The 20,040-nt window shown below is 61.8% G+C and carries 22 protein-coding genes and 1 pseudogene; 2 read left to right on the top strand and 21 right to left on the bottom strand.

What is annotated here, in order from left to right:
• A pseudogene (locus AC1DWG_RS11220) lies at positions 1–169 on the bottom strand (IS110 family transposase); the annotation flags it as partial.
• 468 nt (positions 170–637) lie between these two features.
• On the opposite strand from AC1DWG_RS11220, the gene AC1DWG_RS11225 reads away from it, so the two are divergent.
• Together AC1DWG_RS11225 and AC1DWG_RS11230 are read left to right on the top strand one after the other, a co-directional pair.
• Positions 638–901: a DUF6124 family protein gene (locus AC1DWG_RS11225; protein WP_477764424.1), complete on the top strand. Its 264-nt coding sequence runs from the start codon at positions 638–640 to the stop codon at positions 899–901.
• A 98-nt stretch (positions 902–999) separates the two neighbouring features.
• The gene (locus tag AC1DWG_RS11230) at positions 1,000–1,383 is read left to right on the top strand and encodes a type II toxin-antitoxin system PemK/MazF family toxin (RefSeq protein WP_477764425.1); all 384 of its coding nucleotides are present in this window, start codon (positions 1,000–1,002) and stop codon (positions 1,381–1,383) included.
• A gap of 208 nt (positions 1,384–1,591) precedes the next feature.
• Here AC1DWG_RS11230 and AC1DWG_RS11235 read toward each other — a convergent pair whose 3' ends face one another.
• From AC1DWG_RS11235 to AC1DWG_RS11330, 20 genes are read right to left on the bottom strand one after another with little or no spacing between them, the layout of a single operon-like run.
• A complete protein-coding gene (locus AC1DWG_RS11235) occupies positions 1,592–2,818 on the bottom strand; it encodes a beta-ketoacyl-ACP synthase (protein ID WP_477764426.1) in 1,227 nt (408 codons plus the stop codon).
• Complete coding sequence (fabG, locus tag AC1DWG_RS11240) at positions 2,818–3,546, bottom strand: 3-oxoacyl-ACP reductase FabG (RefSeq protein WP_477764427.1); 729 nt, start codon at positions 3,544–3,546, stop codon at positions 2,818–2,820. The genes AC1DWG_RS11235 and fabG overlap by 1 nt, the downstream gene beginning before the upstream one ends.
• On the bottom strand, positions 3,543–4,004 hold the full coding sequence (locus AC1DWG_RS11245; protein WP_477764428.1) for a hotdog family protein: 462 nt from the start codon (positions 4,002–4,004) through the stop codon (positions 3,543–3,545). Before AC1DWG_RS11245 ends, fabG begins: the two co-directional genes overlap by 4 nt.
• Positions 4,001–5,197 (bottom strand): beta-ketoacyl-[acyl-carrier-protein] synthase family protein, encoded by a 1,197-nt coding sequence (locus AC1DWG_RS11250; protein WP_477787806.1) that lies wholly within the window; start codon positions 5,195–5,197, stop codon positions 4,001–4,003. Before AC1DWG_RS11250 ends, AC1DWG_RS11245 begins: the two co-directional genes overlap by 4 nt.
• Positions 5,194–5,811 carry a hypothetical protein gene (locus AC1DWG_RS11255; protein WP_477764518.1) on the bottom strand — a complete coding sequence of 206 codons (618 nt, stop codon included), beginning with the start codon at positions 5,809–5,811 and terminating at the stop codon, positions 5,194–5,196. Before AC1DWG_RS11255 ends, AC1DWG_RS11250 begins: the two co-directional genes overlap by 4 nt.
• Positions 5,811–6,536: a class I SAM-dependent methyltransferase gene (locus AC1DWG_RS11260; protein ID WP_477764430.1), complete on the bottom strand. Its 726-nt coding sequence runs from the start codon at positions 6,534–6,536 to the stop codon at positions 5,811–5,813. The genes AC1DWG_RS11255 and AC1DWG_RS11260 overlap by 1 nt, the downstream gene beginning before the upstream one ends.
• The gene (locus AC1DWG_RS11265) at positions 6,533–7,780 is read right to left on the bottom strand and encodes an NAD(P)/FAD-dependent oxidoreductase (RefSeq protein WP_477764431.1); all 1,248 of its coding nucleotides are present in this window, start codon (positions 7,778–7,780) and stop codon (positions 6,533–6,535) included. The genes AC1DWG_RS11260 and AC1DWG_RS11265 overlap by 4 nt, the downstream gene beginning before the upstream one ends.
• A complete protein-coding gene (locus tag AC1DWG_RS11270) occupies positions 7,767–8,924 on the bottom strand; it encodes a sodium:proton antiporter (RefSeq protein WP_477764519.1) in 1,158 nt (385 codons plus the stop codon). The genes AC1DWG_RS11265 and AC1DWG_RS11270 overlap by 14 nt, the downstream gene beginning before the upstream one ends.
• The gene (locus tag AC1DWG_RS11275; protein ID WP_477764432.1) at positions 8,924–11,263 is read right to left on the bottom strand and encodes an MMPL family transporter; all 2,340 of its coding nucleotides are present in this window, start codon (positions 11,261–11,263) and stop codon (positions 8,924–8,926) included. The genes AC1DWG_RS11270 and AC1DWG_RS11275 overlap by 1 nt, the downstream gene beginning before the upstream one ends.
• Positions 11,247–11,951 (bottom strand): outer membrane lipoprotein carrier protein LolA, encoded by a 705-nt coding sequence (locus AC1DWG_RS11280; RefSeq protein WP_477764433.1) that lies wholly within the window; start codon positions 11,949–11,951, stop codon positions 11,247–11,249. Before AC1DWG_RS11280 ends, AC1DWG_RS11275 begins: the two co-directional genes overlap by 17 nt.
• On the bottom strand, positions 11,948–12,373 hold the full coding sequence (locus tag AC1DWG_RS11285; RefSeq protein WP_477752143.1) for an acyl-CoA thioesterase: 426 nt from the start codon (positions 12,371–12,373) through the stop codon (positions 11,948–11,950). The genes AC1DWG_RS11280 and AC1DWG_RS11285 overlap by 4 nt, the downstream gene beginning before the upstream one ends.
• Positions 12,366–13,910: an HAL/PAL/TAL family ammonia-lyase gene (locus tag AC1DWG_RS11290; RefSeq protein ID WP_477787807.1), complete on the bottom strand. Its 1,545-nt coding sequence runs from the start codon at positions 13,908–13,910 to the stop codon at positions 12,366–12,368. Before AC1DWG_RS11290 ends, AC1DWG_RS11285 begins: the two co-directional genes overlap by 8 nt.
• Positions 13,891–14,832 (bottom strand): LpxL/LpxP family acyltransferase, encoded by a 942-nt coding sequence (locus AC1DWG_RS11295; protein WP_477764435.1) that lies wholly within the window; start codon positions 14,830–14,832, stop codon positions 13,891–13,893. Before AC1DWG_RS11295 ends, AC1DWG_RS11290 begins: the two co-directional genes overlap by 20 nt.
• A complete protein-coding gene (locus AC1DWG_RS11300; protein ID WP_477752140.1) occupies positions 14,829–15,563 on the bottom strand; it encodes a glycosyltransferase family 2 protein in 735 nt (244 codons plus the stop codon). Before AC1DWG_RS11300 ends, AC1DWG_RS11295 begins: the two co-directional genes overlap by 4 nt.
• Positions 15,564–15,619: 56 nt before the next feature.
• Positions 15,620–17,299 (bottom strand): ApeI family dehydratase, encoded by a 1,680-nt coding sequence (locus tag AC1DWG_RS11305; protein ID WP_477764436.1) that lies wholly within the window; start codon positions 17,297–17,299, stop codon positions 15,620–15,622.
• Entirely contained in the window at positions 17,296–17,841 is a 546-nt protein-coding gene (locus AC1DWG_RS11310; RefSeq protein ID WP_477764437.1) for a COG4648 family protein, read from the bottom strand. Before AC1DWG_RS11310 ends, AC1DWG_RS11305 begins: the two co-directional genes overlap by 4 nt.
• Positions 17,838–18,092, bottom strand: coding sequence for an acyl carrier protein (locus tag AC1DWG_RS11315; RefSeq protein ID WP_008025124.1), 255 nt, complete (start codon positions 18,090–18,092; stop codon positions 17,838–17,840). The genes AC1DWG_RS11310 and AC1DWG_RS11315 overlap by 4 nt, the downstream gene beginning before the upstream one ends.
• Positions 18,093–18,101: 9 nt before the next feature.
• A complete protein-coding gene (locus AC1DWG_RS11320; RefSeq protein ID WP_095943238.1) occupies positions 18,102–18,362 on the bottom strand; it encodes a phosphopantetheine-binding protein in 261 nt (86 codons plus the stop codon).
• Positions 18,343–19,152 (bottom strand): lysophospholipid acyltransferase family protein, encoded by an 810-nt coding sequence (locus tag AC1DWG_RS11325; RefSeq protein ID WP_477764438.1) that lies wholly within the window; start codon positions 19,150–19,152, stop codon positions 18,343–18,345. Before AC1DWG_RS11325 ends, AC1DWG_RS11320 begins: the two co-directional genes overlap by 20 nt.
• Positions 19,128–19,853, bottom strand: a complete 726-nt coding sequence (locus AC1DWG_RS11330; RefSeq protein ID WP_477752136.1) for a beta-ketoacyl synthase chain length factor — start codon at positions 19,851–19,853, stop codon at positions 19,128–19,130. Before AC1DWG_RS11330 ends, AC1DWG_RS11325 begins: the two co-directional genes overlap by 25 nt.
• Positions 19,854–20,040: the final 187 nt, after the last annotated feature.

Genomic DNA, 20,040 nt, shown 5'->3' on the forward strand with positions numbered 1-20,040 from the left:
CCGCACAGGCTTCCATCACCACGATACAACTCGGCACGTTGCCGAAAAGCTGCATCATCTGCGCCCGAGAGAGCTTCTTGCGAAACACCTCGCGGCCTGATTTATCCTGGCCGTGAAGGTGGAAATTATGTTTGCCGAGATCGATACCGATCAGTGCTGACTGGATCATGATGATGGCCTCCGAAAACAAAACACCCTGCGAAAGCGTAGCCCTCGCAGGGTGTGGGGGTGACCATCTCATTAGCCCACCTGTACGGACCTGGAATGTCCAATCCAGCAGGATGCTTCACTCCTAATCGTGGGACATTTCCGAAATCCCTCGCAATGGCTATAGCGCCTTGCGGCGTTGCCTACAACTACTCCAGAATCCGCCGGCTTGTGCGCTTTGAGGGCCATCGGTAGCTTGATCCGGGTCACTGATGGTCAGTGATCGGGTTTAGCAGCTCGTGTCCACAATGAAGCGCATTTGCGCTCCTGATAGGCAGGTATATCCATACCTGCTTTTGACGGTAGCTGTGCGCAGGGCGCCTTCTGGCGCGCCGGTTTCATCGTGGCCCGGTCTGCTAACCTGCGTACAGCTGCCACCCTTTTGATCAGTAGCGATTCGGTGTGGCCCCCACTTTCAGGACGCTGAGTCATGACCAATACGCCAAACCCACCGGATACCGATCCGGACGCGCCACGCCAACCCAGCAACCTCTTCCTCATCGCCCCCGATATCGACAACCACACCCTGCTGGAATACGCCTGCGTGTCGCTGGCATCAGCCAATGTCATGGCGAGTGATTTCGCGAGGAATCTGAACGGAGCGCAGAGCAATACATTGTTGGGGATTCAGCAATCGATCATGTTGGGGGAGCTGGCGGTGAATCGGGTGTTGGATAACCTCGATCCACCCTGAATCACCCAGGGAGCGTTGGGACACTTCGCGTAACGGATCCGGTTTCGCGATTTACCCGATTATTGAGCAGAATCGATTTCTTTAGTTGAGTGCCATGGATGCCACTTCTATATCAACCCAGGGAAGGCAGCGTACTGATTTGTGATTTCAGGGGGTATGAAGTTCCCGAGATGATCAAGATCAGACCTGTTGTAGTGATTCGCAAACACAGAACCAACAACTTGTTGGTGACGGTTGTGCCGCTTAGTACAACCGCTCCAGATCATATGCTTGAACATCATCTGGAGCTGCCGAATCATCTGCAGGGAGCAAGTCCGACGTGTTGGGCTAAATGCGATATGGTTGCCACCGTCAGTCTTTCCAGGCTCGACCGGATCAAGAGCCGAGATCGTCGAGGGAAGCGCACTTACGTCATTTTACAACTTGAAACAGACGAGTTTTTTGCGATCAAAGTCGCGGTGCGCAAGGCCTTGGGCCTGTAATCACAGCAAGTTTGATTGAGGCAGGCCAGTTGCCAGCTGTTGTTCGCAGGATGATTTCGGACAATACTGACGGCGTTCCCGAAAGGGGCTTGTGAGACTCTGAGGATCCTGGGCAACCAGCAATCACAGAGCCAGGCAGGTGAAGGGCGATGACAAGCCGACCTGTCTGTGAAGGGGCGCCGAAAGGCGCCCTTTGTCGTTTCTGGCCTTACGACCAGCGCTTGAAAATCAACGAAGTATTCACCCCGCCAAACGCAAAGTTGTTATTCATCACATACCGGTTACTCATCTGCCGAAACTCGCCGCGCAAGTAGTCGAGCTTGCCGCAATGCGGGTCGACTTCGTCAAGGTTGAAGGTGTGGGCGTACAGGTCGCTGTTCATCATTTCAATGCTGAACCAGGATTCCAAAGCACCGCAGGCGCCGAGGGTGTGGCCGAGGAAGCTTTTCTGCGAGCTGATCGGCATGTGTTCGCCGAACAGGCTGCTGGTGGCCAGGGTTTCGGCGATGTCGCCCTGTTCGGTGGCGGTGCCGTGGCCGTTGACGTAGCCGATGTCCGAAGGTTTCAGCCCGGCGTCTTCCAGGGCCAGTTCCATGGCCCGGCGCATGGTGACTTGTTCGGGGCGGGTGGTGTGCTGGCCGTCGGCGTTGCTGCCGAATCCGACGATCTCGGCATGGATGCGCGCGCCACGGGCCAGGGCGTGTTCCAGTTCTTCGAGCACCAGCATGCCGCCGCCTTCGCCGATCACCAGGCCGTCGCGAGCGGTGTCGTAAGGGCGTGGGCTGCGTTGTGGGGTGTCGTTTTTCAGGCTGGTGGCGTAGAGCGCATCGAAGACCATGGCTTCGGTCGGGCACAGCTCCTCGGCGCCGCCGGCGAGCATCAGCGGCAGGCGCCCGAACTTGATCGCCTCGTAGGCATAGCCGATGCCCTGGCTGCCGCTGGTGCAGGCGCTGGACGTCGGGATCAGTCGACCGGTGAGGCCGAAGAAGATGCTGATGTTGGCTGCCGTGGTGTGCGGCATCATGCGCACGTAGGAATTGGCGTTCAGGCCCTCGGCCACCGAGTTGAGCAGCATGTTGCCGAACGCCTTGATCTCGTCGGTGCTGCCGGTGGAGGAGCCGCAGGCGACGCCCATGCGCCCGTCCTTGATCGACTCGTCGCCCAACAGGCCGGCGTCGGCCAACGCTTGCTCGGCTGCGCCCACGGCAAACCGTGAAACCCGGCCCATGCTGCGCAGTTGCTTGCGGGTCCAATGGCTTGGGACCTTGAAGTCATCGATGGGGCCAGCCAGGCGCGTGTTGAGCTCGGTAAAACGATCCCACTCGTCCATCCGGCGGATGCCGCTACGGTTGGCCGCGAAGTTGCCGACGATGGTCTCCCAGTCGCTGCCCAGTGAGGTGATGCCGGCCATGCCGGTGACGACGACGCGCTTCATCAGCACAGGCCTCCGTTGACGGCCAGAACCTGCCGGGTGATGTACGAGGCTTCCGCCGACATCAGGAAATTCACCGCGCCGGCCACCTCTTCAGGGGTGCCCATGCGTTGTGCGGGGATCATTTTCATCAGTTCTTCCACCGGCACGTTTTCGTCGAGCATGGCTGTGTCGATCAGGCCGGGTGCGACACAGTTAACGGTGATTTTGCGCTTGCCCAGTTCGATCGCCAATGCCTTGGCTGCGCCAATCAACCCGGCCTTGGAGGCGCTGTAGTTGACCTGGCCACGGTTGCCGATCAGGCCGGATACCGAGGTGATGCAGACAATCCGCCCGGCGGCGCGACGACGGATCATCGGCATCATCACCGGGTGCAGCACGTTGTAGAAACCGTCGAGGTTGGTGCGCATCACCACATCCCAGTCTTCCTCGCTCAAGGCCGGAAAGGCTCCATCGCGGGTCAGGCCGGCATTGAGCACCACGCCATAATAGGCGCCGTGGGTTTCCACGTCGGCTTCGAGAATTTCCTTGCAACGGGCGCGGTCGGCCACATCGAACTGCAGGATGCGCGCACGACGGCCCAAGGCCTCGACTTCGGCCTTGACGGCTTCGGCGTCGGCCAGGCCGCTGCGGCAATGCAACACGATGTCGTGCCCGGCCTGGGCCAGGCGCAAGGCGATGGCGCGGCCGATGCCACGGCTGGAGCCGGTGACCAGTATGGATTCAGTCATGACTGGACTCCTTCGGGTTCATGGAGATATTGAGCGGCCTGGGGTGGGCGATACACGTTCAGACGGGCGGTAACGTGGATCCCGGGGGCGTTGATGTGGCACTCGAACACGCCCATGCCGTTGTCGTCTTCCAGGGAGCGAATCCCGTGGATGGTCAGCTCGGTACCGGCCGGAAAACTTTCGACGTTGCATTCGAACTTTCGGCTGCCGAGCAGGAAGCCCAACTCCACCGCATCACCACGCTGGCGCGCATGGCAACCGGCGAAGGCGGCCACGCTCTGGGCCATCAGTTCGATGCCGACCCAGGCCGGCAGGCTGCCGTCGGGGAGGTTGAACAGGCCATCGGGCTTGACGGTCAGGCGCGTGTGGATCTGCTCTTCATCGAACGCCAGGATCTGATCGATAAGGATCATGTCGCCAGCGTGGGGCAGCAATTCGGCGAGCGGCCAGTCAATCATGGGGCGTCTCCGATAATCAGGCTGACGTTATTACCACCGAAGGCAAAGGAATTGCTCATCAGGTAGCGGGGTGCAATGGACGCCAGGCGAGTGGTCGGGGTCACCCATTGCAGTGGCGGCAATTCGGGATCGGGCTGTCCGTCCCAGACGTGGGGCGGCAGGGCATGCTCGCGATTGTCCGGGCTCAGGCTCAACCAGCAGAACGCCGCTTCAAGCGCCCCGGCGGCACCGAGGGTGTGACCGGTCATGGGTTTGCTCGACGAACAGAGAACGCCAGCCGGGAACAGCGTCGCCACGGCCTGGCTTTCCATGGCGTCGTTGTGCTGGGTGGCGGTGCCATGCAGATTCAGATAAGCGATCTGCCCCGGTTGCAGGTTGGCGCGGCCCAAGGCTTTGCGCATCGCTTGCAGGGCGCCACGACCGGTCGGCTCCGGGGCGGAGATGTGATGGGCATCGGAGCTGGCGCCGCTGCCGAGCAAGGCAATCGCTTGGCTGTCGCCCGCACGTCTGGTCATCAGGAACAGCACCGCCGCTTCGCCAATGTTGATGCCATGGCGGTTCACCGAAAACGGATTGCAGCGTTGTTCCGAGACCGCTTCCAGCGCCGAGAAACCGTTGAGGGTCAGTTTGCACAAGGTGTCGACACCGCCACACAGCACCGCGTCGCAAATGCCCAGGTTCAACAGGCGCTGGGCGCTCATCAAGGCCCGGGCGCTGGAGGTGCAGGCCGTGGAAATGACATAGGCCGGCCCGCTCAATTGCAGCCACTCGGCGAGGAAGTTCGCCGGTGCCCCGAGTTCCTGTTGCTGATAGTCGTACTCGGCAGGGAACTGCTTTTCGCGCAGGTAATGCGCCAGGCCCTGGCTGGCCTCGTCGATGCCCGAGGTGCTGGTGCCCAGCACGACACCGATGCGGTCGCGGCCGTAGGTCTGGATCGCGCTGTCGATGTCCGCGCGGATTTGCAGCGTGGCTTCCAGCAACAACTGATTGTTGCGACTGTGATGGCGTGACATGTCGGTTGGAATGCTTGCCAGTTTGCCCTGGACCGCGCCGACCGGCAGCGTGCGTTCAGGCACCCACCCGGTCTGTTCGCGCATGCCGCCGCAGTCGCCGGCAAAGAGCTTGTTGGCCACTTCCTGCTTGTCGCGGCCCAGCGCGCAGACCAATCCGAGGGCATTGAGGTAAGCCGTCATGGCGTTTCACCCGTCAGGGGCGTGACTTGATAGGTCGGACCACTTGGAAACTTCAATTCAAAATTCTGCGGTTGTGCGTAGCGAATGTCCCAGCGCTCGGGCAGGGACCGTTGTCTGCCGTGCTGCCAGGCGTCGGGATAGTTGGCCGCCAGTTCGTCTTTCGGCGTCAGCGCAAACAGCAGCGCCGCGAACAGCTCGCGGGCTCGCGGATTGGGTGGCAAGAAACCATCGGACTCCCAGGTTTTATCGACCAATTTCTGGCGGGCCTGGGGAATGCCCAGCAGGTCCATCATCGACCAGCGAATACCCGCCTCTTCACGCTGGATCACCAGTATCCAGTCCTGGCGATCGTCGGGCTGTAAGAGCTGGATGTGCAGTTGCAGCGGCAACGGCAGATCCGGATTTTTTTCGGGCAGCGGCGCCCGGCCGGCGCAGGCGCTCAGCAGCAGGGCCGCGGCGATTAACAGAAATCGCATAGCACCGGTTACCCCTGTAGGAGCGAGCCTGCTCGCGATGGCGGCTTTATAGTCGACATCCATTTTGACTGACCCACCGCTATCGCGAGCAGGCTCGCTCCCACAGGTTGTGCAGTTCAAGCGACGGGTAATCAACATCACACAGTTCCTTCAAAAGGTTTGCGCGCCACCACATTGACCAGGGTTTCTTCCCGTTGGCCAAAGGGTTTTGGCTTGCACACACCCAATTGTTCGAGCAGGCCGAAGTCTTTGGCGCGGCTCCACCACAGGTACGGATAAGACACGTTTTTCTCGGTAAATTCGAAACCCTGCTGGCGGATCATTTGCAGATACTGCGCGGCGCTTTTCTGCACATGCATGGGGTGGCGGAACAACCAGCGGATCACCCAGGTATCAATGTAAGCCTCGGTGGATTCGGCGAACAGCAGATAACCGCCGGGTTTGAGCACGCGATAGAACTCGGCCAGTGCCTGTTCCTGCTCCACCAGATGATGGAAGGTCTGGTGACAGAACAGCAGGTCGATACAGGCGTCCGGCAGGTTGAGGCTGGCGCAGTCACTGCCGATCAACTCCACTGCCATGCCCTGGCGGGCCGCTTCTGCGCGGCTCTGGTCCAGGCTCTGGGGATCAGCATCGACGCCAATCAGACGACCGGGCGCAAAGGCCTGGTGCAGTAGCGGGAATGACTTGCCCTGGCCGCAACCGGCATCCAGCAACACCGGGCTAACCGGTAGCGCTTCGCTGAACAGGTTGCGCAAATCGTCGATCGCCAACCGCAGCACATAGTGTTGCCAGATCCGGCTGCGCAGGAACCACAAACCGAAACGGGTTTCTTCGACGTAGTGGTCGCTCAAGTAGTTCATGACGCATCCATCGCACAGAACTCCGATATCACCTTCAACCGGCGCCTGGCTTCGCTGACGAACGGGTTGCGTCGGTCCCAGGCGTACCCGGCAAGAATGGAGCTGATCATCCCGCGGATTTCCGGCGAACTGCCCTCATGGAAGATCACATCCTGGAAAGTCCCGGCGTACCAGCCTTCGACATAGCAACGGAACGTGTCGACGCCGCGCTTGAGCGGTTCGGCGAACTCGGTTTGCCAGTCGACGGCTTCGCCTTGCAACTGACGGTGCAACACCCCGGCGGCCATGCTTGCCGAACGCATGGCAATAGTCACGCCGGAGGAAAACACCGGGTCGAGGAATTCCGCGGCATTGCCCAGCAGCGCGAAACCCGGGCCGTGCAGGGTTTTGACGTTGGCCGAGTAACCGCCGATGGTCCGGGCCTCGGTGTCCCACTGCGCATTTTGCAACACGCTGGCCAGGCTTGGCGTCTCGGCGATAAAGCCGCGCAGACACTCGTCCAGATTGTCGCTGCGGCCGGCGAAACGTTCCTCGGCGGCGACCACGCCGACCGAGCAGCGTCCATTGCTGAACGGGATGGTCCAGAACCACACGTCGCGCTGGGACGGATGAGTGGTCACCAGGATCTTGCTGCGGTCGAAGGCCGGGAGGTCGATACGGTCTTCGACGTGAGTGAACACGGCCTGACGCACCGGGAAATTCGACGGTGCCTCGAGGTCGAGCAAGCGCGGCAGCACGCGGCCGTAACCACTGGCATCGAGCAGGAAATCAGCCTCGATGCGGTATTCGCTACCGTCTTCGCGGCGCACGCCGAGCTGCGGTTTTTCCGGGGCATTGTTGACGCTGACGATGGTTTCGCCATAGCGAATCTCCACGCCTTGCAGCGCGGCCTGATCGGCCAGCAGCTTATCGAAATCGGCGCGCTGGACCTGATACGTCGTCGATTTGCCGTGGCTGAACGTCTCGCCGAAGTCGAATGCGCTGTAGCGCTCGCCCCAGGCAAACGCGGCACCGGTTTTCACCTGGAAACCGGCCGCGTTGACGGCGTCGAGCATGCCCGCTTCTTCGACGAAATCCAGGCAATGGGCCAACAGGCTTTCACCGATGGAGAACCGTGGGAAATGCTGACGCTCGATCACCAGCACATCGTGGCCCTTGCACTTGAGCAACGCGGCGGCGATGGCACCGGAAGGGCCGGCGCCGATGACCACGACCTGGCGACATTCCATTTCAACGGTTGGCATGGGGGCTCCTTGCCGGGACAGCGGCTTTCAGGGGGATTCGGTGCATGCCGGTCAGGGCAGGCAGCAGTGTAGCGATCAGGCCCATCAGCATCAGGGCAAAGTACAGCGGCGGGCTGATGAGTTGCTGTTGCAGCAGCAGGTTGAGAAAGACGATCTCACTCAAGCCGCGGATGTTCAGCAGCACACTTTCCCGCCAACGGCTGGCGCCCTGGAACGAGGCCCCGGCCCAGCCGAGGCCGAGCCAGTTACCGAGCAGTTTGCTCAGCATCGGCAACAGCAGCAGGGCCAGCAGTTGCCCCCAGCCGAGGCTGTCGATCGCGTTGTGCACGTTGATCTGCACGATGCCGAATGTGAGGATCAGCGGGATGGCGATGTACGTCTGCAACCGGATCATCCACAAGGCCGGCAACGGCAGCACCAGCGGCGCTTTCAGTGCGGCCATGATCAACACATAGCCGATGCCGAAAATCAGCGCATTGAGCTTGAAGTGTTCGGCGACGACCAGCAGGGCGAAAAAGCTCAGGCTGTAAAGCCATGTCTGGCGCAAGCCGAGCAACCGCAGCAGCACCGGCAGGCACGCGCCGGCCAGCGGCAGCAACAGGCTGCTCAGGTGCAGGCTGCCTTGGGCGATGCCGAACAGGGTCCAGCAGGCGAGGTCGATGAGGATCGCGGTTTGCACCAGTCGCCGGGTGGCGGCGGGTGGGTAATCGATGTGCCGCAGGTACAGGTACAACACCGGAATCGCGGTGATGGCGAACAACAGGCCGACGGCCAGCGAACTGATCCACGGTTGCGCCGGCAACAACCAGACCGCCGTGGCCAGGCCGCAGGCAAACGGAAGGCAAAAGCTGGGCAGGGCGATTTTCAGGCTCTGGCGATCCAGTTGCAGGTCGATCACATCGCTGAGGATGTAGCCCAGCAACAGGGCAAAGCTCAGGCTGTAGAGGTTCTTCAGCCAGCCCGGCGACACCAGCAGCGCACCGCTCAATTGCCATTGGGGCTCGATCCAGAAATACATCAACAGTGGCAAGCCGAGGGTCGCCAGCAACAACTGGCTGACGATGGGAATCAGGCCGAAATGCCGGCCGACACGGGTCGCCACCGCGAACAACGCCAGCGCCATCGCCCAGAACAGCACGACCATCACGCTGCCCGCTCCACGGCCGTGGGCTCATGCACCTGGCGACCGGCCCACGGCGCGAGCAGGAAGCTGAAGATCAGGCCGAGGCTCACCGACAGTCCGAAGTTACTCACCGCCGGGGTGCTCGACACCGCCAGCAAACCGAACGACAGCCAGGTGGTCAACGCCGCCAGCAGGGTGCCCAGCAGGCTCACGGCCGCGCCGCCGACCTGTTCGCGCATCAGGATCGCGTAATCGACACTGATCGCCGTCACCAGCAGCAGGCCGAACAGACTGAACAGGGTCAACGGCTGCCCCAGCCAGCCGAGGCTGGCCAGGCTGCACAGCGCTGCCAGCAGTGGCAGGGACACGATGCGCAACGCGCCGCCGAGGCCGAAGGGCAGGATCAGCACCAGCACGATCAGCACGCAGGAGGCGAGTTTCAGTTCCGCGGCACTGATTTGGGTGGCCGCGAACACATTGTTCAATTCACCCAGTCGATCTACCAGTGTCACGCCGGGTAAATCCTCACCCTGGAGCCGCAGCAAGGCAGGGTTGTTGATGCCTTGCAGGCTGACCATCGCCGCCACGCCGTCATCGGTCGGCCCCAGCCACAGGGCCCGGTAGGGTTCTGCCAACGGGCCGGCCAGCGCGGCGTCGATGTCCTCGACAGGCAATGCCTGTAACTTCGTTAGCTCGGCTTGCAGCGCCTCAGCCGGTATGCCGATGTCGAGCAACGGTTGCCAGAACGACGGCAGTTTGCTCAATGCTGCGCGCACCTGTTGCTGTTCGTTCGGCGGGCTGACCAGTTGATTGAGCGACAGATAGCCCTGGAGCTTTTCCAGGCCAATCAATTGATCCAGTCGCTCTCTCAGGGCGGTTTGGCGTTCGAGCAACTGCTGCTGATTGGCGGCGCGTATCAGGAAGAACTGGCTGGTGGGTTGATAGCCGGTGATCCGGGCAATGGTCCGGGCTTCGTCGGTCAATTGTTGCGGCGCGCTGATCCACTGGCGGATGTCGTTTTTGCTGCCGAGCTGTAACAGTCCGCCCACGCAAAAGGCAATCAGCAGCGCCAGCAAGACGGGTGTTTTCGCCTGTTTGAGCAGCGCTTCACGACAGTCCAGCAAAAGCTCGCAAACACGCAATGGCCACTGCGCCGGGCGCAGGTCTACGCCCTTGAGTAATGCCGGCAGCAGGCACACCGCGGACAGATAGGCGCCGAGCAAGCCGGCGGCAGAGAATGCGGCAATCTGGGTCAGCGCCGGGAAGGGGGTCCAGGCCAGGGCCAGATAGCCGATACCGCTGGTGATCAGGCTCAGGGTCAATCCGGGCAAGGTCATGCGCAGGGCAGGCCAGCTGTGCCAGGGTTTCAGGCTCCAGCTCTTGGACAGGTAATGCAGCGGATAATCGACGGCAACACCGATCAGGCTCGAGCCCAGCACCAGCGTCATCACGTGCATATGGCCGAACAACGCCACGCAGGCCACCGCTCCGAAGAGCATGCCGACCACCACCGGCACGAACGCCAGCAAGACGCGCCAGCGCCGGAAGGCCAACAACAGCAACAGCAAAATCCCGACGGTGGCACCGCCCCCGACCCAGGTCATCTCCCGGGCAGCCTGCTGTTGACCGTTGGCTGCGTACAACAAGCCGCTGGCGGCGAGCAGTTGCACGTCGTGCCGGGCGGCTTCTTCGCGACTGTGCTCGAGCAGGTCGGCCACTTGCAGCGGCAGGTTCATGTCGAAGGCGTTGCCGGTGGTGCGCGCGCGCAGCAGCACCCAGCTCTTGCCATCGGCATCAGCGACCAGGGCGCCGCTGCCGATGTCCAGTTGCACCGAACCGCGTTGCGGCTGGCTGTTCTGGATGCGCCCGGTCAGGCCCAGCCAGTCGTCCTGGCTCGGCACCAGGCTGTAACCGTTGAACGGGTCGAACAACGCCTGCACCCGTTGCTGGATAAAGGTGTCGGGGTGCTCGATCAGCAGTTGTCGGTCCGCCGCCTGGAGCATCGCCAGGCGACCTTGCAGCAACTGCGTGCGCAGTGCCGGCAAGTCGGCTTGCAGGGTCCACTGGACCTTTTCGAATATTCCGCTGGCCTGCCATTGCTCGCCGAGGGTCTGCGCCATGGCGACGGCCTGCTGGCGATCGGTGTGGCCGACCAGCACCAGCATTTCACGGTTCAGCGGTTCCTGCATGCGTTGTTCGGCGCGCAGTTCCAGGGCATCGGGCGCCGTGCCGGGTACCAGTTCCATCAGGTTGGCCGACAGTGGCGCGCCGTCACGCCATTGCCAACCGGCGAGCGCCAGTACGGCCAGCAGCAGGATCAGAAACAGTCGTGGCAGTAACCGTTCACTCGGCAAAGTCATGTTGCTCCGCGTCGCTCAAGGGTTGGGTGCTGGTGCTGTCCTGCATGCGCAACAATGTGCTGTCGCCCTGGGTTTCGAGCAGTTCGATGCTGTGGACCAGTTCTGCGCCGGCAATGTTGATCTGGTTGAACACCTGCTTGAGCAGCATTGAGCGCGGCACCAGCGTGAGCTTCCAGTTCTGTGCATCGCCGCTCAGGGACAATTCGAAATCCCGTTGCAGGCCGCTGCTGTCACCTTGCAGCACGGCCAGGAACAAACGGTTCTGCTCGGCACCGGCGCTTTTGCCCGGCAGCATTTGCCAAACAATGCCGTCACGCCGGGCAATGCCTTTGGCGGTGATGCGATAGTCCTGTTGCAGTGGCGTTTTCAGCAACCACAACAAGCCGTGGTTTTTTGCCAGGACGAACGTGCCCTTGCTGACCAGCGGCTGGGGCAGGGCGCGCAGGTGTTTTTCCTGGGTGAAACTGCCGTGGATCACCTCGGGCCTGGCCAGTTGATCGCTGAGTTGTTGCAGGTCGAAGGCATGGGCTAGTCCAGGAATGCCCAGTAGCACGCAGAACACTGTAGGAGCGAGCTTGCTCGCGAAAAACCTGAGGGCGCCGCGGACTGTCAGGTGCCCGGTGTCATCGTTAACGACCATCGCGAGCAAGCTCGCTCCTACAGGGAAGCGGGAGGGGTAGAAAATCATCGCAGAGCTCTCTCTACGGCGTCGGTGAACACTGTCGGCGAGGCCAGTTGCATCTCGCGGCTGGCGAGGTCGACGGCGACTTGTACCGACATGGCCCGGGTCAAACGTTCGCCGGTTTGCAGGTCGCTGATCAGGTAGTTGATCTTCAAGCGGTTCTCCCACTCCACCAGGTTGGCGCGCACGTTGAGTGTCTGGCCGAACACCGCACCGCGCACGTAGCGCAATTGCAGGTCGATCACCGGCCACGCGTAGCCTGACTCGTTCATCGCCGTGTAGTTGTGGCCGATCTTGTCCAGCAGCGCACAGCGGGCGACTTCCAGGTATTTGACGTAATGGCCGTGCCAGACCACGTGCATGCTGTCGACGTCAAAGAACGGTACGACGATTTCCGTGTCGGTGTAGAGAAATCCCTTGCTACGCATGCAGCCTCCAGTGTTGTTCGGCGATGCGTAGCAGGCACAGGCGCAATTCGCCTTCCAGCGCGCGGTCTTCGATGACCGGTGGGAAGTCCTTGGCCAAGGCTTCATGCATGGTGGCCAATGCGGGTGGCAGTGGTCGTGCATCTTCAGCCTGACCGCGCAGCCAGACACCCTGATTGGCCGCCAGCAGCGTGGCGGCCGCCACCTGTTCAGTGAGCTCCAGCACGCGGATCGCATCCCTGGCGGCAATGGTGCCCATGCTGACTTTGTCCTGGTTGTGGCATTCGGTGGAGCGCGAAAAGACACTGGCCGGCATGGTGTTTTTCAGCGCTTCGGCGGTCCAGGCACTGGTGCCGATCTGCACCGCCTTGAAACCATGGTTGAGCATGGCGCGGTCAGCCGTGGCGCCGGACAGGTTGCTCGGCAAGCCATGGTTATAGCGCTCGTCCACCAGCAGCGCGAGTTGCCGGTCCAGCAGGTCGGCGACGTTGGCCACGAGGTTTTTCAGGCTGTCCATGGCGAACGCGATGTGGCCGCCGTAGAAGTGCCCACCGTGCAGCACGCGCTCGGCTTCGGCGTCGATGATCGGGTTGTCGTTGGCGCTGTTGAGTTCGGTCTCGATGAACGAACGCAGCCAGTTCAGGCTGTCGGCCAGTACGCCCAGCACGTGGGGTGCGCAGCGCAGGGAATAACGGTCTTGCAGGCGATGCAAGGGCGCGGTCGGTGCGTCGATGGCCAGATCCTCGCGCAACCACGCGGCGACCTGCATCTGCCCCGGGTGTGGCTTGGCGGCGAACAGGCGCTCGTCGAAGTGCTCCGGGTTGCCTTGCAGGGCGACCACGTTCAGCGCGGTGATGCGTGTGGCCAGATGCAGCAGGTAATCGGCGCGGGCGTACGCCAGGCAAGCCAGACCGGTCATCACCGCGGTGCCGTTCATCAATGCCAGGGCTTCTTTCGGACGCAACACCAGTGGCTGCCAGCCGAGTTCGCGGTGCACATCGGCGGCCTGCCGGCGCTCGCCGCGGAACATCACTTCGCGTTCGCCGGACAGCGTGGCGGCAACGTACGAAAGCGGCGTCAGGTCACCACTGGCACCCACCGAACCTTCTTCCGGAATCAGCGGCAGGATGTCGTGTTCAAGGAACGCCTGCAGGCGCTCCAGCAGCTCCACGCGCACCCCGGAAACACCGTGGCACAACGACTGCAAACGCGCCGCCAGTACCGCGCGGGTGGCCTGGGCGTCGAGCAGTTTGCCCAGGCCGCAGCCGTGGAAGGTGTACAGATGACGGGGCAGCGCCTCGACGTGATGCAGTGGCACCGCGACCACGCAGGAATCGCCATAACCGGTGGTCACGCCGTAGATCACGCCTTCCTTGTCCAGCAGAGAGTCCAGAAAACGCGCGCCCTTGGCGATGCGCTCGCGGTAGGCGGGATCGCTTTGCAACTGCGTCGGCACCTTGCGGTTGGCCAGTGCCAGCACATCTTCAATGCGCAAAGGGCGTTCGCCGAAGGTTACCGGCTCAAGCGTTGGCGTCGTCATCGGTCTTCCAGAAAGGGTAAAAGTTGAACCATTGTTGGGGCGCTTCGAGGCAATAGTGACCCAAGCGTTCGGCGTAGCGGGAGGCCCACTGATGAATGACCTGTTCGCGGTCGCTGCGTTTCCAGGTGATTGCCTCAGCGAACGGCTCAATGGTCAGTCGATAATCGCCGTCGGGCTTTTTCAGGCACAGCAGCAGGTTGACCGGGCATTTCAGCAAACCGGCCAGCAGCCACGAGCCCTGGGGGAACCTGGCCGGATGACCGAGGAAGTCCACGGTCACGCTGCGTCCGCCATGCAGCGGCACGCGGTCGCCGGCAATCGCCAGCCACTCGCCACGCTCCAGGCGCTCGCTCAGTTGCAGCATGATCCCGGGGTCCAGTTCGCTGACTTGAATCAGGCGCAAATTGGTCGCTCCGGCTTCACCCAGCAAACGGTTGAACTGTTCGGCGTGCTTGGTGTGCACCAGCACGTTCATCGTGACCTTCTCGCCGATTTCCGCCAGTGCGCGGCAGACTTCCAGATTGCCCAGGTGCGCGCCCACCAGCATCTGCCCGCGGGCACCGCGCAACTGGTCACGCAGCAGCGCCGGGTCGATGATTTCGATTTGTTCGATGCTCAGCTTGCCGTTCCATACGTCGAGTTTGTCGAGCATGGAATCGGCGAAGGCCATGAACTGGCCAAACACCCGCCAATGGCTCGGGCGTAGCTCGCTGCGTCCGCTCCAGTCGGCCAGGCGTTGTTGATATTGCCAGGCACTTTTGCGTGCGCTGCGACCGAACAGGAAAAAGTACAAGACGATGCCGTACAACACGGGGCTCAGTACCCGACGGCCCAGCACTTTGGCGCCGAAGGCGGTGAGCTTCATCAGCCAGAAACTGCCCCGTTCTTCGCGGTCGGCCCAGTGTTGTTTGTCTGCGCTCATGCCCGCCACCGTCGCCAGAGGATCACTGGCGCCCGCAGCAACATGCCAAAGAACAGCCGCGTGTGCATGCTGGAAATCAGCACGTTGTCGTGGAACATCCGAAAATGCGAAACGCCGTCCAGCGGGTAATGGACTTTGGTTTGCAGCCATTGCATCGGCAGATTGCGCCAAGCCAGGCGCACCAGGATGTCCGAGTCGAAGTCCATGCGCTTGCCGATTTTCGCTGACTCGATCAACGCCAGAACCGGTGGCAATGGGTAGACCCGGAAACCGCACATGGAGTCGCGAATCTGCAACGACAGGGTGTTGATCCAGACCATGACGTGGGTCAGGTAGCGCGCATACAAACGGCCTTTCGGCACGCTGGCGTCATATAGCGGATAACCGCAAATCACCGCCTGTGGGTAGCGGCGTGATTGTTCGATGAAGCGTTTGACGTCCTGCAAGTCGTGCTGACCATCGGCATCCACCTGCAAGGCATGGCTGAAACCCAGGCGCGAAGCTTCGCGCAAGCCGGTCATGACCGCGCCACCCTTGCCCTGGTTTTCGGCGAGGCGGATCAGGTAAACCATTTCACGCTGGGCCAGGCGATCCAGCACCCGGGCGCAGCGCGGGCTGCTGGCATCGTCCACCAGAATGCACGGCAGATGGCTGGCGATCAGGGCATCGACCACCGTGGTGATTGCGTCTTCGTGGTTGTACACCGGGATGATGGCGCAGGGGCTATGCATGTTGGCTCACCTCTTCGGGACCGAGGTGTCTGCATCGCAAGCAGCACTCACCCAGCTTATGCATGCGCCACCTCCAGCAAGATCCGCCCGCTTGAGCAAGTGGCGGTTTCGTTGCGATAGGCGAAGTACAGTTTGCCGCGTACCGGGTCAAAGCGCAGGTGCAGCTGGATTTCATCCCCCGGACGCACCAGTTGCTGAAACTTCAAGACTTCCATGCCAGCGAATTTTTTCGGCAGGTTCATCAGTTGCTGGCCCAGGCTCAGCGCCCAGTCCACCTGCACCACGCCAGGCAACACCGGCGCCTTGGGGAAGTGGCCGCTGAAATAGGCCAGGTCCGGAGGAACGGCCAGTTGCAGGCTCCACTCGCCATGGCTTTCGACTTGCTCCAAGACCTCCGGCGCTTTGGGGCGCGGTGCCAACAGCAAGGCATCGACGTCGGCCTGGGGCAGTTTGCCCTGAGTGTTCGTCGGCAGTTGTCGCAGCAGGCGCCAGCGTCTTGGCAGGGCCAGTGCTTCGCAGTGTTGGCTCAGGTGTTGGCGCAATTGCTCGGTGAGACTGCGTCGGCCCTGATTGCGCAGCACATGCAAACCGGCCTCGCTCAGCACCAGCAACGCTCCCAGGGAGGCACGGTTTTCCTGAATGACACCGAGCCGCGCTTCGACGACCCAGTCATGGGCTGTCAGCGCCTGTTCCAGCATTGGCAGCGAGATGCGTTTTTCTTCCAGTTTGACGATCCGGTCCAGTCGCCCGAGCAATTCGAAGCGCCCATCGACGGCGATGCGCGCCGAATCGGCAGTCTGTTCGACATGACCGCCAGGCAAGTAGGGCGAAGCGATCAACAGCGCGCCATCACTGTCTTGAGTCAGCGTGACTTCGGCAAAGGGCCGCCAGAGTTCAGCGCCCTGACGCCAGGCGATTCCGCCGGTTTCCGAACTGCCGAAAATTTCCGTTGGCCATTGCCCCAGACGTTCGTGAAGGCTCTGTGCGGCCTCGACCGGCAATGCACCGCCGGAGGAAAAAACCCGGCGCACTGAGCTCAAGGCAGGCCAGTCGAGGTTGTCGCCCATGCGCTTGAGCAACGCCGGGCTGGCCACCCAGGCGAAGGCCGGGTACTCGCGGCTGGCGCGTTGCAGGTCTTCCGGAAAGGCCAGCTGCCGACGTACGAACGGGCGCCCGGCGCACAGCGGCCACAGCACCCGAAACAGCAGACCGTAGATGTGCTGGGTGGCGACGCTGCCAATGATGCACGCCGGGCCCAGATCAGCGCCCCACAGCTGCTCCAGGGCTTCGACTTCATTGGCCAGTTGGCGCAGGTTTTTTTCGATACGCTTGGGTTCGCCACTGGAGCCGGATGTGCACAGGCTGAGTTGGCAGTTATCCAGGTCCAGCGCGGCGGCACTGAGCGGCGGCTGTTGGAGGTCGCCAAGGTGCACATCGTCGGGCTGATCGCTCAGCCACAGATCGACTTCATCTGACCAACGTTGGCGAGTCTGCGGTTGCAGGTCAGACGGCAGCAACACACTGACCCCGGCACGCCAGGCGCCAAGCAACGCGATCGCCAGATCGGCGGCATCCTCGAGGTGCACGGCCATCTGCCGGACACCCCGGGCTTGCAGGCCGGCGGCCAGGCGCAGCGCCTGTTCGCACAGTTGGGCGTGATCAAGTGCCGGAGCGGTCGCTACGGCGCGCTCCGGCGGAGCCTTGAGCAGCAGGTGCTCAAGTTTTATCCAATTCATGGGCGGCCTCGTACCCTTAGTCTTATCAGCCATTCAATGGCAAACATCAGGCCTATCAATCCGTAGGAAATCAGGCCGGTGTACAGCGTCCACCAGCTCAGCGGCGCCCAGAGGGTCAGGGCGGCGGCGCACACACCGTTGCAGAGAAAAAAAACGCTCCAGGCGATGGTTACCTGACGGGTATAGCGAATGCCCTCGGCCGGCAATTGCGGCTCGCGTACCCGGGCCAGGCGTTCAACGATCGGTGGGCCGAATGTCAGGCTCGATCCGAACAGCGCCAACATGAAGGCGCTGATCAACACCGGATACCAACGCAACAGCGCCGGGCTGTCGAACAGTGCCAGCAACAGGCAGAACACAATGGCCACCGTGGACATCCACAGGCTGCCAGGCCGACGTTTGCCGGTCAGTGCCCGGGCCAGCCACAGTCCGCCCAGCAGCAGACCGAACTGCCACGGGGCGAAATGCTCCATGCCGAAATACACCGCAAAGGGATACAAAAGGCCTGCCAGCAGCAGGCCGAGGCCAATCAGTCGATTCATGCGGCCGGTTGAACCAGACGGTAGACCGCCTCGACCACGTCACTGACGGTACGCACCGATTTGAATTCTTCGGCGGCGATTTTCTTGCCGGTCTGACGTTTGATGTGATCAATCAGGTCGACCGCGTCGATGCTGTCGATTTCCAGGTCCTGATACAGGTTGGAATCCAGGCTCACACGCTCAGGGTCCAGTTCGAAGAGCTCGACCAAGGCATCGCGCAGGGTGTTGAAAATGTCGTCACGAGTTTGCATGGTCCGGTCTCAAGCTGCCTGTTTTGCGGTGACGAACGCCGCAAGGCTCGCCACGTTACTGAAGTGATTGCGTGTGTCCTTGGCATCGGCGTCGATCTTGATGCCGTACTTTTTCTGGATGGCCAGGCCCAGTTCCAGTGCGTCCACCGAGTCCAGGCCCAGGCCTTCGCCGAACAGCGTCTGTTCGTTGCCGATGTCTTCGGCGCTGATGTCTTCCAGGCCAAGGGCGTCGATAATAAGCATTTTGATATCACGGTGCAGATCGCTCATCTTCGGCGAGCTCCTTAATAAAGTAAGAATGTAGATATTCGTTGAGCCTGCGCGAGGCCTGCGGAGCCGGCCCCTGCGTGGCGAAGGTCTGTGGGTCTATATCGGCCCCGACCCGGAAACTGAAGTGCACGCGCCGCTTGGGGATGCGATACCAGGGTTCGGCCTTGGTCAATGTGGTCGGGCTGACCTTGATAATGACCGGGGTGAGGATTTTCGCACCACGCAGGGCGATTGCCGCGCCGCCCCGATGAAAGGCCGGCGCCTGGCCGGGCCGAGTGCGCGTCCCTTCGGGGAAAATGATCAGGGTCTGGCCGTCTTTCAATGCGTCGGCAGCCGCGTCGAGCATGTCCATGCTGCCGTCGTTGCTGATGTATTCGGTGCATCGCAGCGGCCCGCGGGTAAAAGGGTTTTCCCAGAGGCTTTGCTTGACCACGCAGTTGGTGTGACGCACCAGGCCGATCAGAAACACCACATCGATCAGCGATGGGTGATTGGCAATGATCATTTGCCCGGGGCGACCGAGTTTTTCCGCGCCTTCAATGGTGTAGGTCAGTACGCCGGTGCGGGCCATGAAACGCACGAAAATCCAGAAACAGCGGCTGACCGTTTGCCGGGCCCGCAGCCGATGGGTCCGGGCGTCGCCCGGCAGGCAGTTCAGCACAGGGAAAATCACCAGGCGCAGGCACAGCCCGCCCAGCCCGAACAGGGCAAAGCTCGCGGCGGTGGCCAGCAAGCGCCAGTAATAGGCGTCGCGGTTTTTCTCGGTCACGGGTTGCGTTGCCAGGTCCATACACGATTTTTCCAGGCATGTTGGCAGGTGGTTTGCTGGCCGAGCAGCATACGCAACAGATTCAGCGCGTGTGGCCAGCGGGATTTGGACAACACATCCGAGGGGCTGTTCAGGGACAACTGCCAGTCGGTACCGGGGGTGATCAGCAGGCCGACGGCATAAGGGAACGGCACGTCGTCGATCCAGGTTGAGTAAGCCTCGGGCGGCTGCTCTTCGGTGACCACCAGCAGTACCGCGCGAGCGCCTTCAGCCAGCAGCGCGGCAGCTTCCAGCATGCCGTGTTCCAGGCCATCGCCTGCGGCGGCCAGGGCCGTCATTTCGCTGGTTTCCCCCCGCATGATCGACCACAAGCCAATGATCGCGTTATGCACCGACAAGCTGAACCGGGTCGGCGACAGCGGCTGATCGGCGGCCAGATCACTGAGAATGTCGACGGTGCGGGGCGTTTCGCCGTGACGGGAAACAAAGACCAATGGCAGATCCTGCCGACCTTCTGCCAATGGCCAGCCGACACTGAAGGCCATCCGCGCCAGGCGGCTGAGCCGGCGGCGCTGCATGGCCGGCAGAAAAGAAACGTCGGGAGCGGCATCGCTGTCCGGCAGCACGGCCGGTTGTCGGCTCCAGGCCTGCCAATCGCTCACGCTTTCAAGCCCTGGGGCCCAGGCGCGCCATTGGGCGATGTTGAAGTTGATCACAGACATTCATCCCACCCTCACGGGCTTACTTGACGCGGGGGAGTGGCCGAGGGCCGAGACTTACCCTGCGTGGCGTTTGGCGCCGAGTGGCGCGCATTATCCCGGTGCCGGGAACGTGTAGCAAATGCTGGTTACATTTTGCTCAATAAGATGAAGCGGCTGACTCGAAAAAATTGAACGATTGGTAACTATT

This window comes from Pseudomonas sp. P4_B3 (assembly GCF_056402295.1).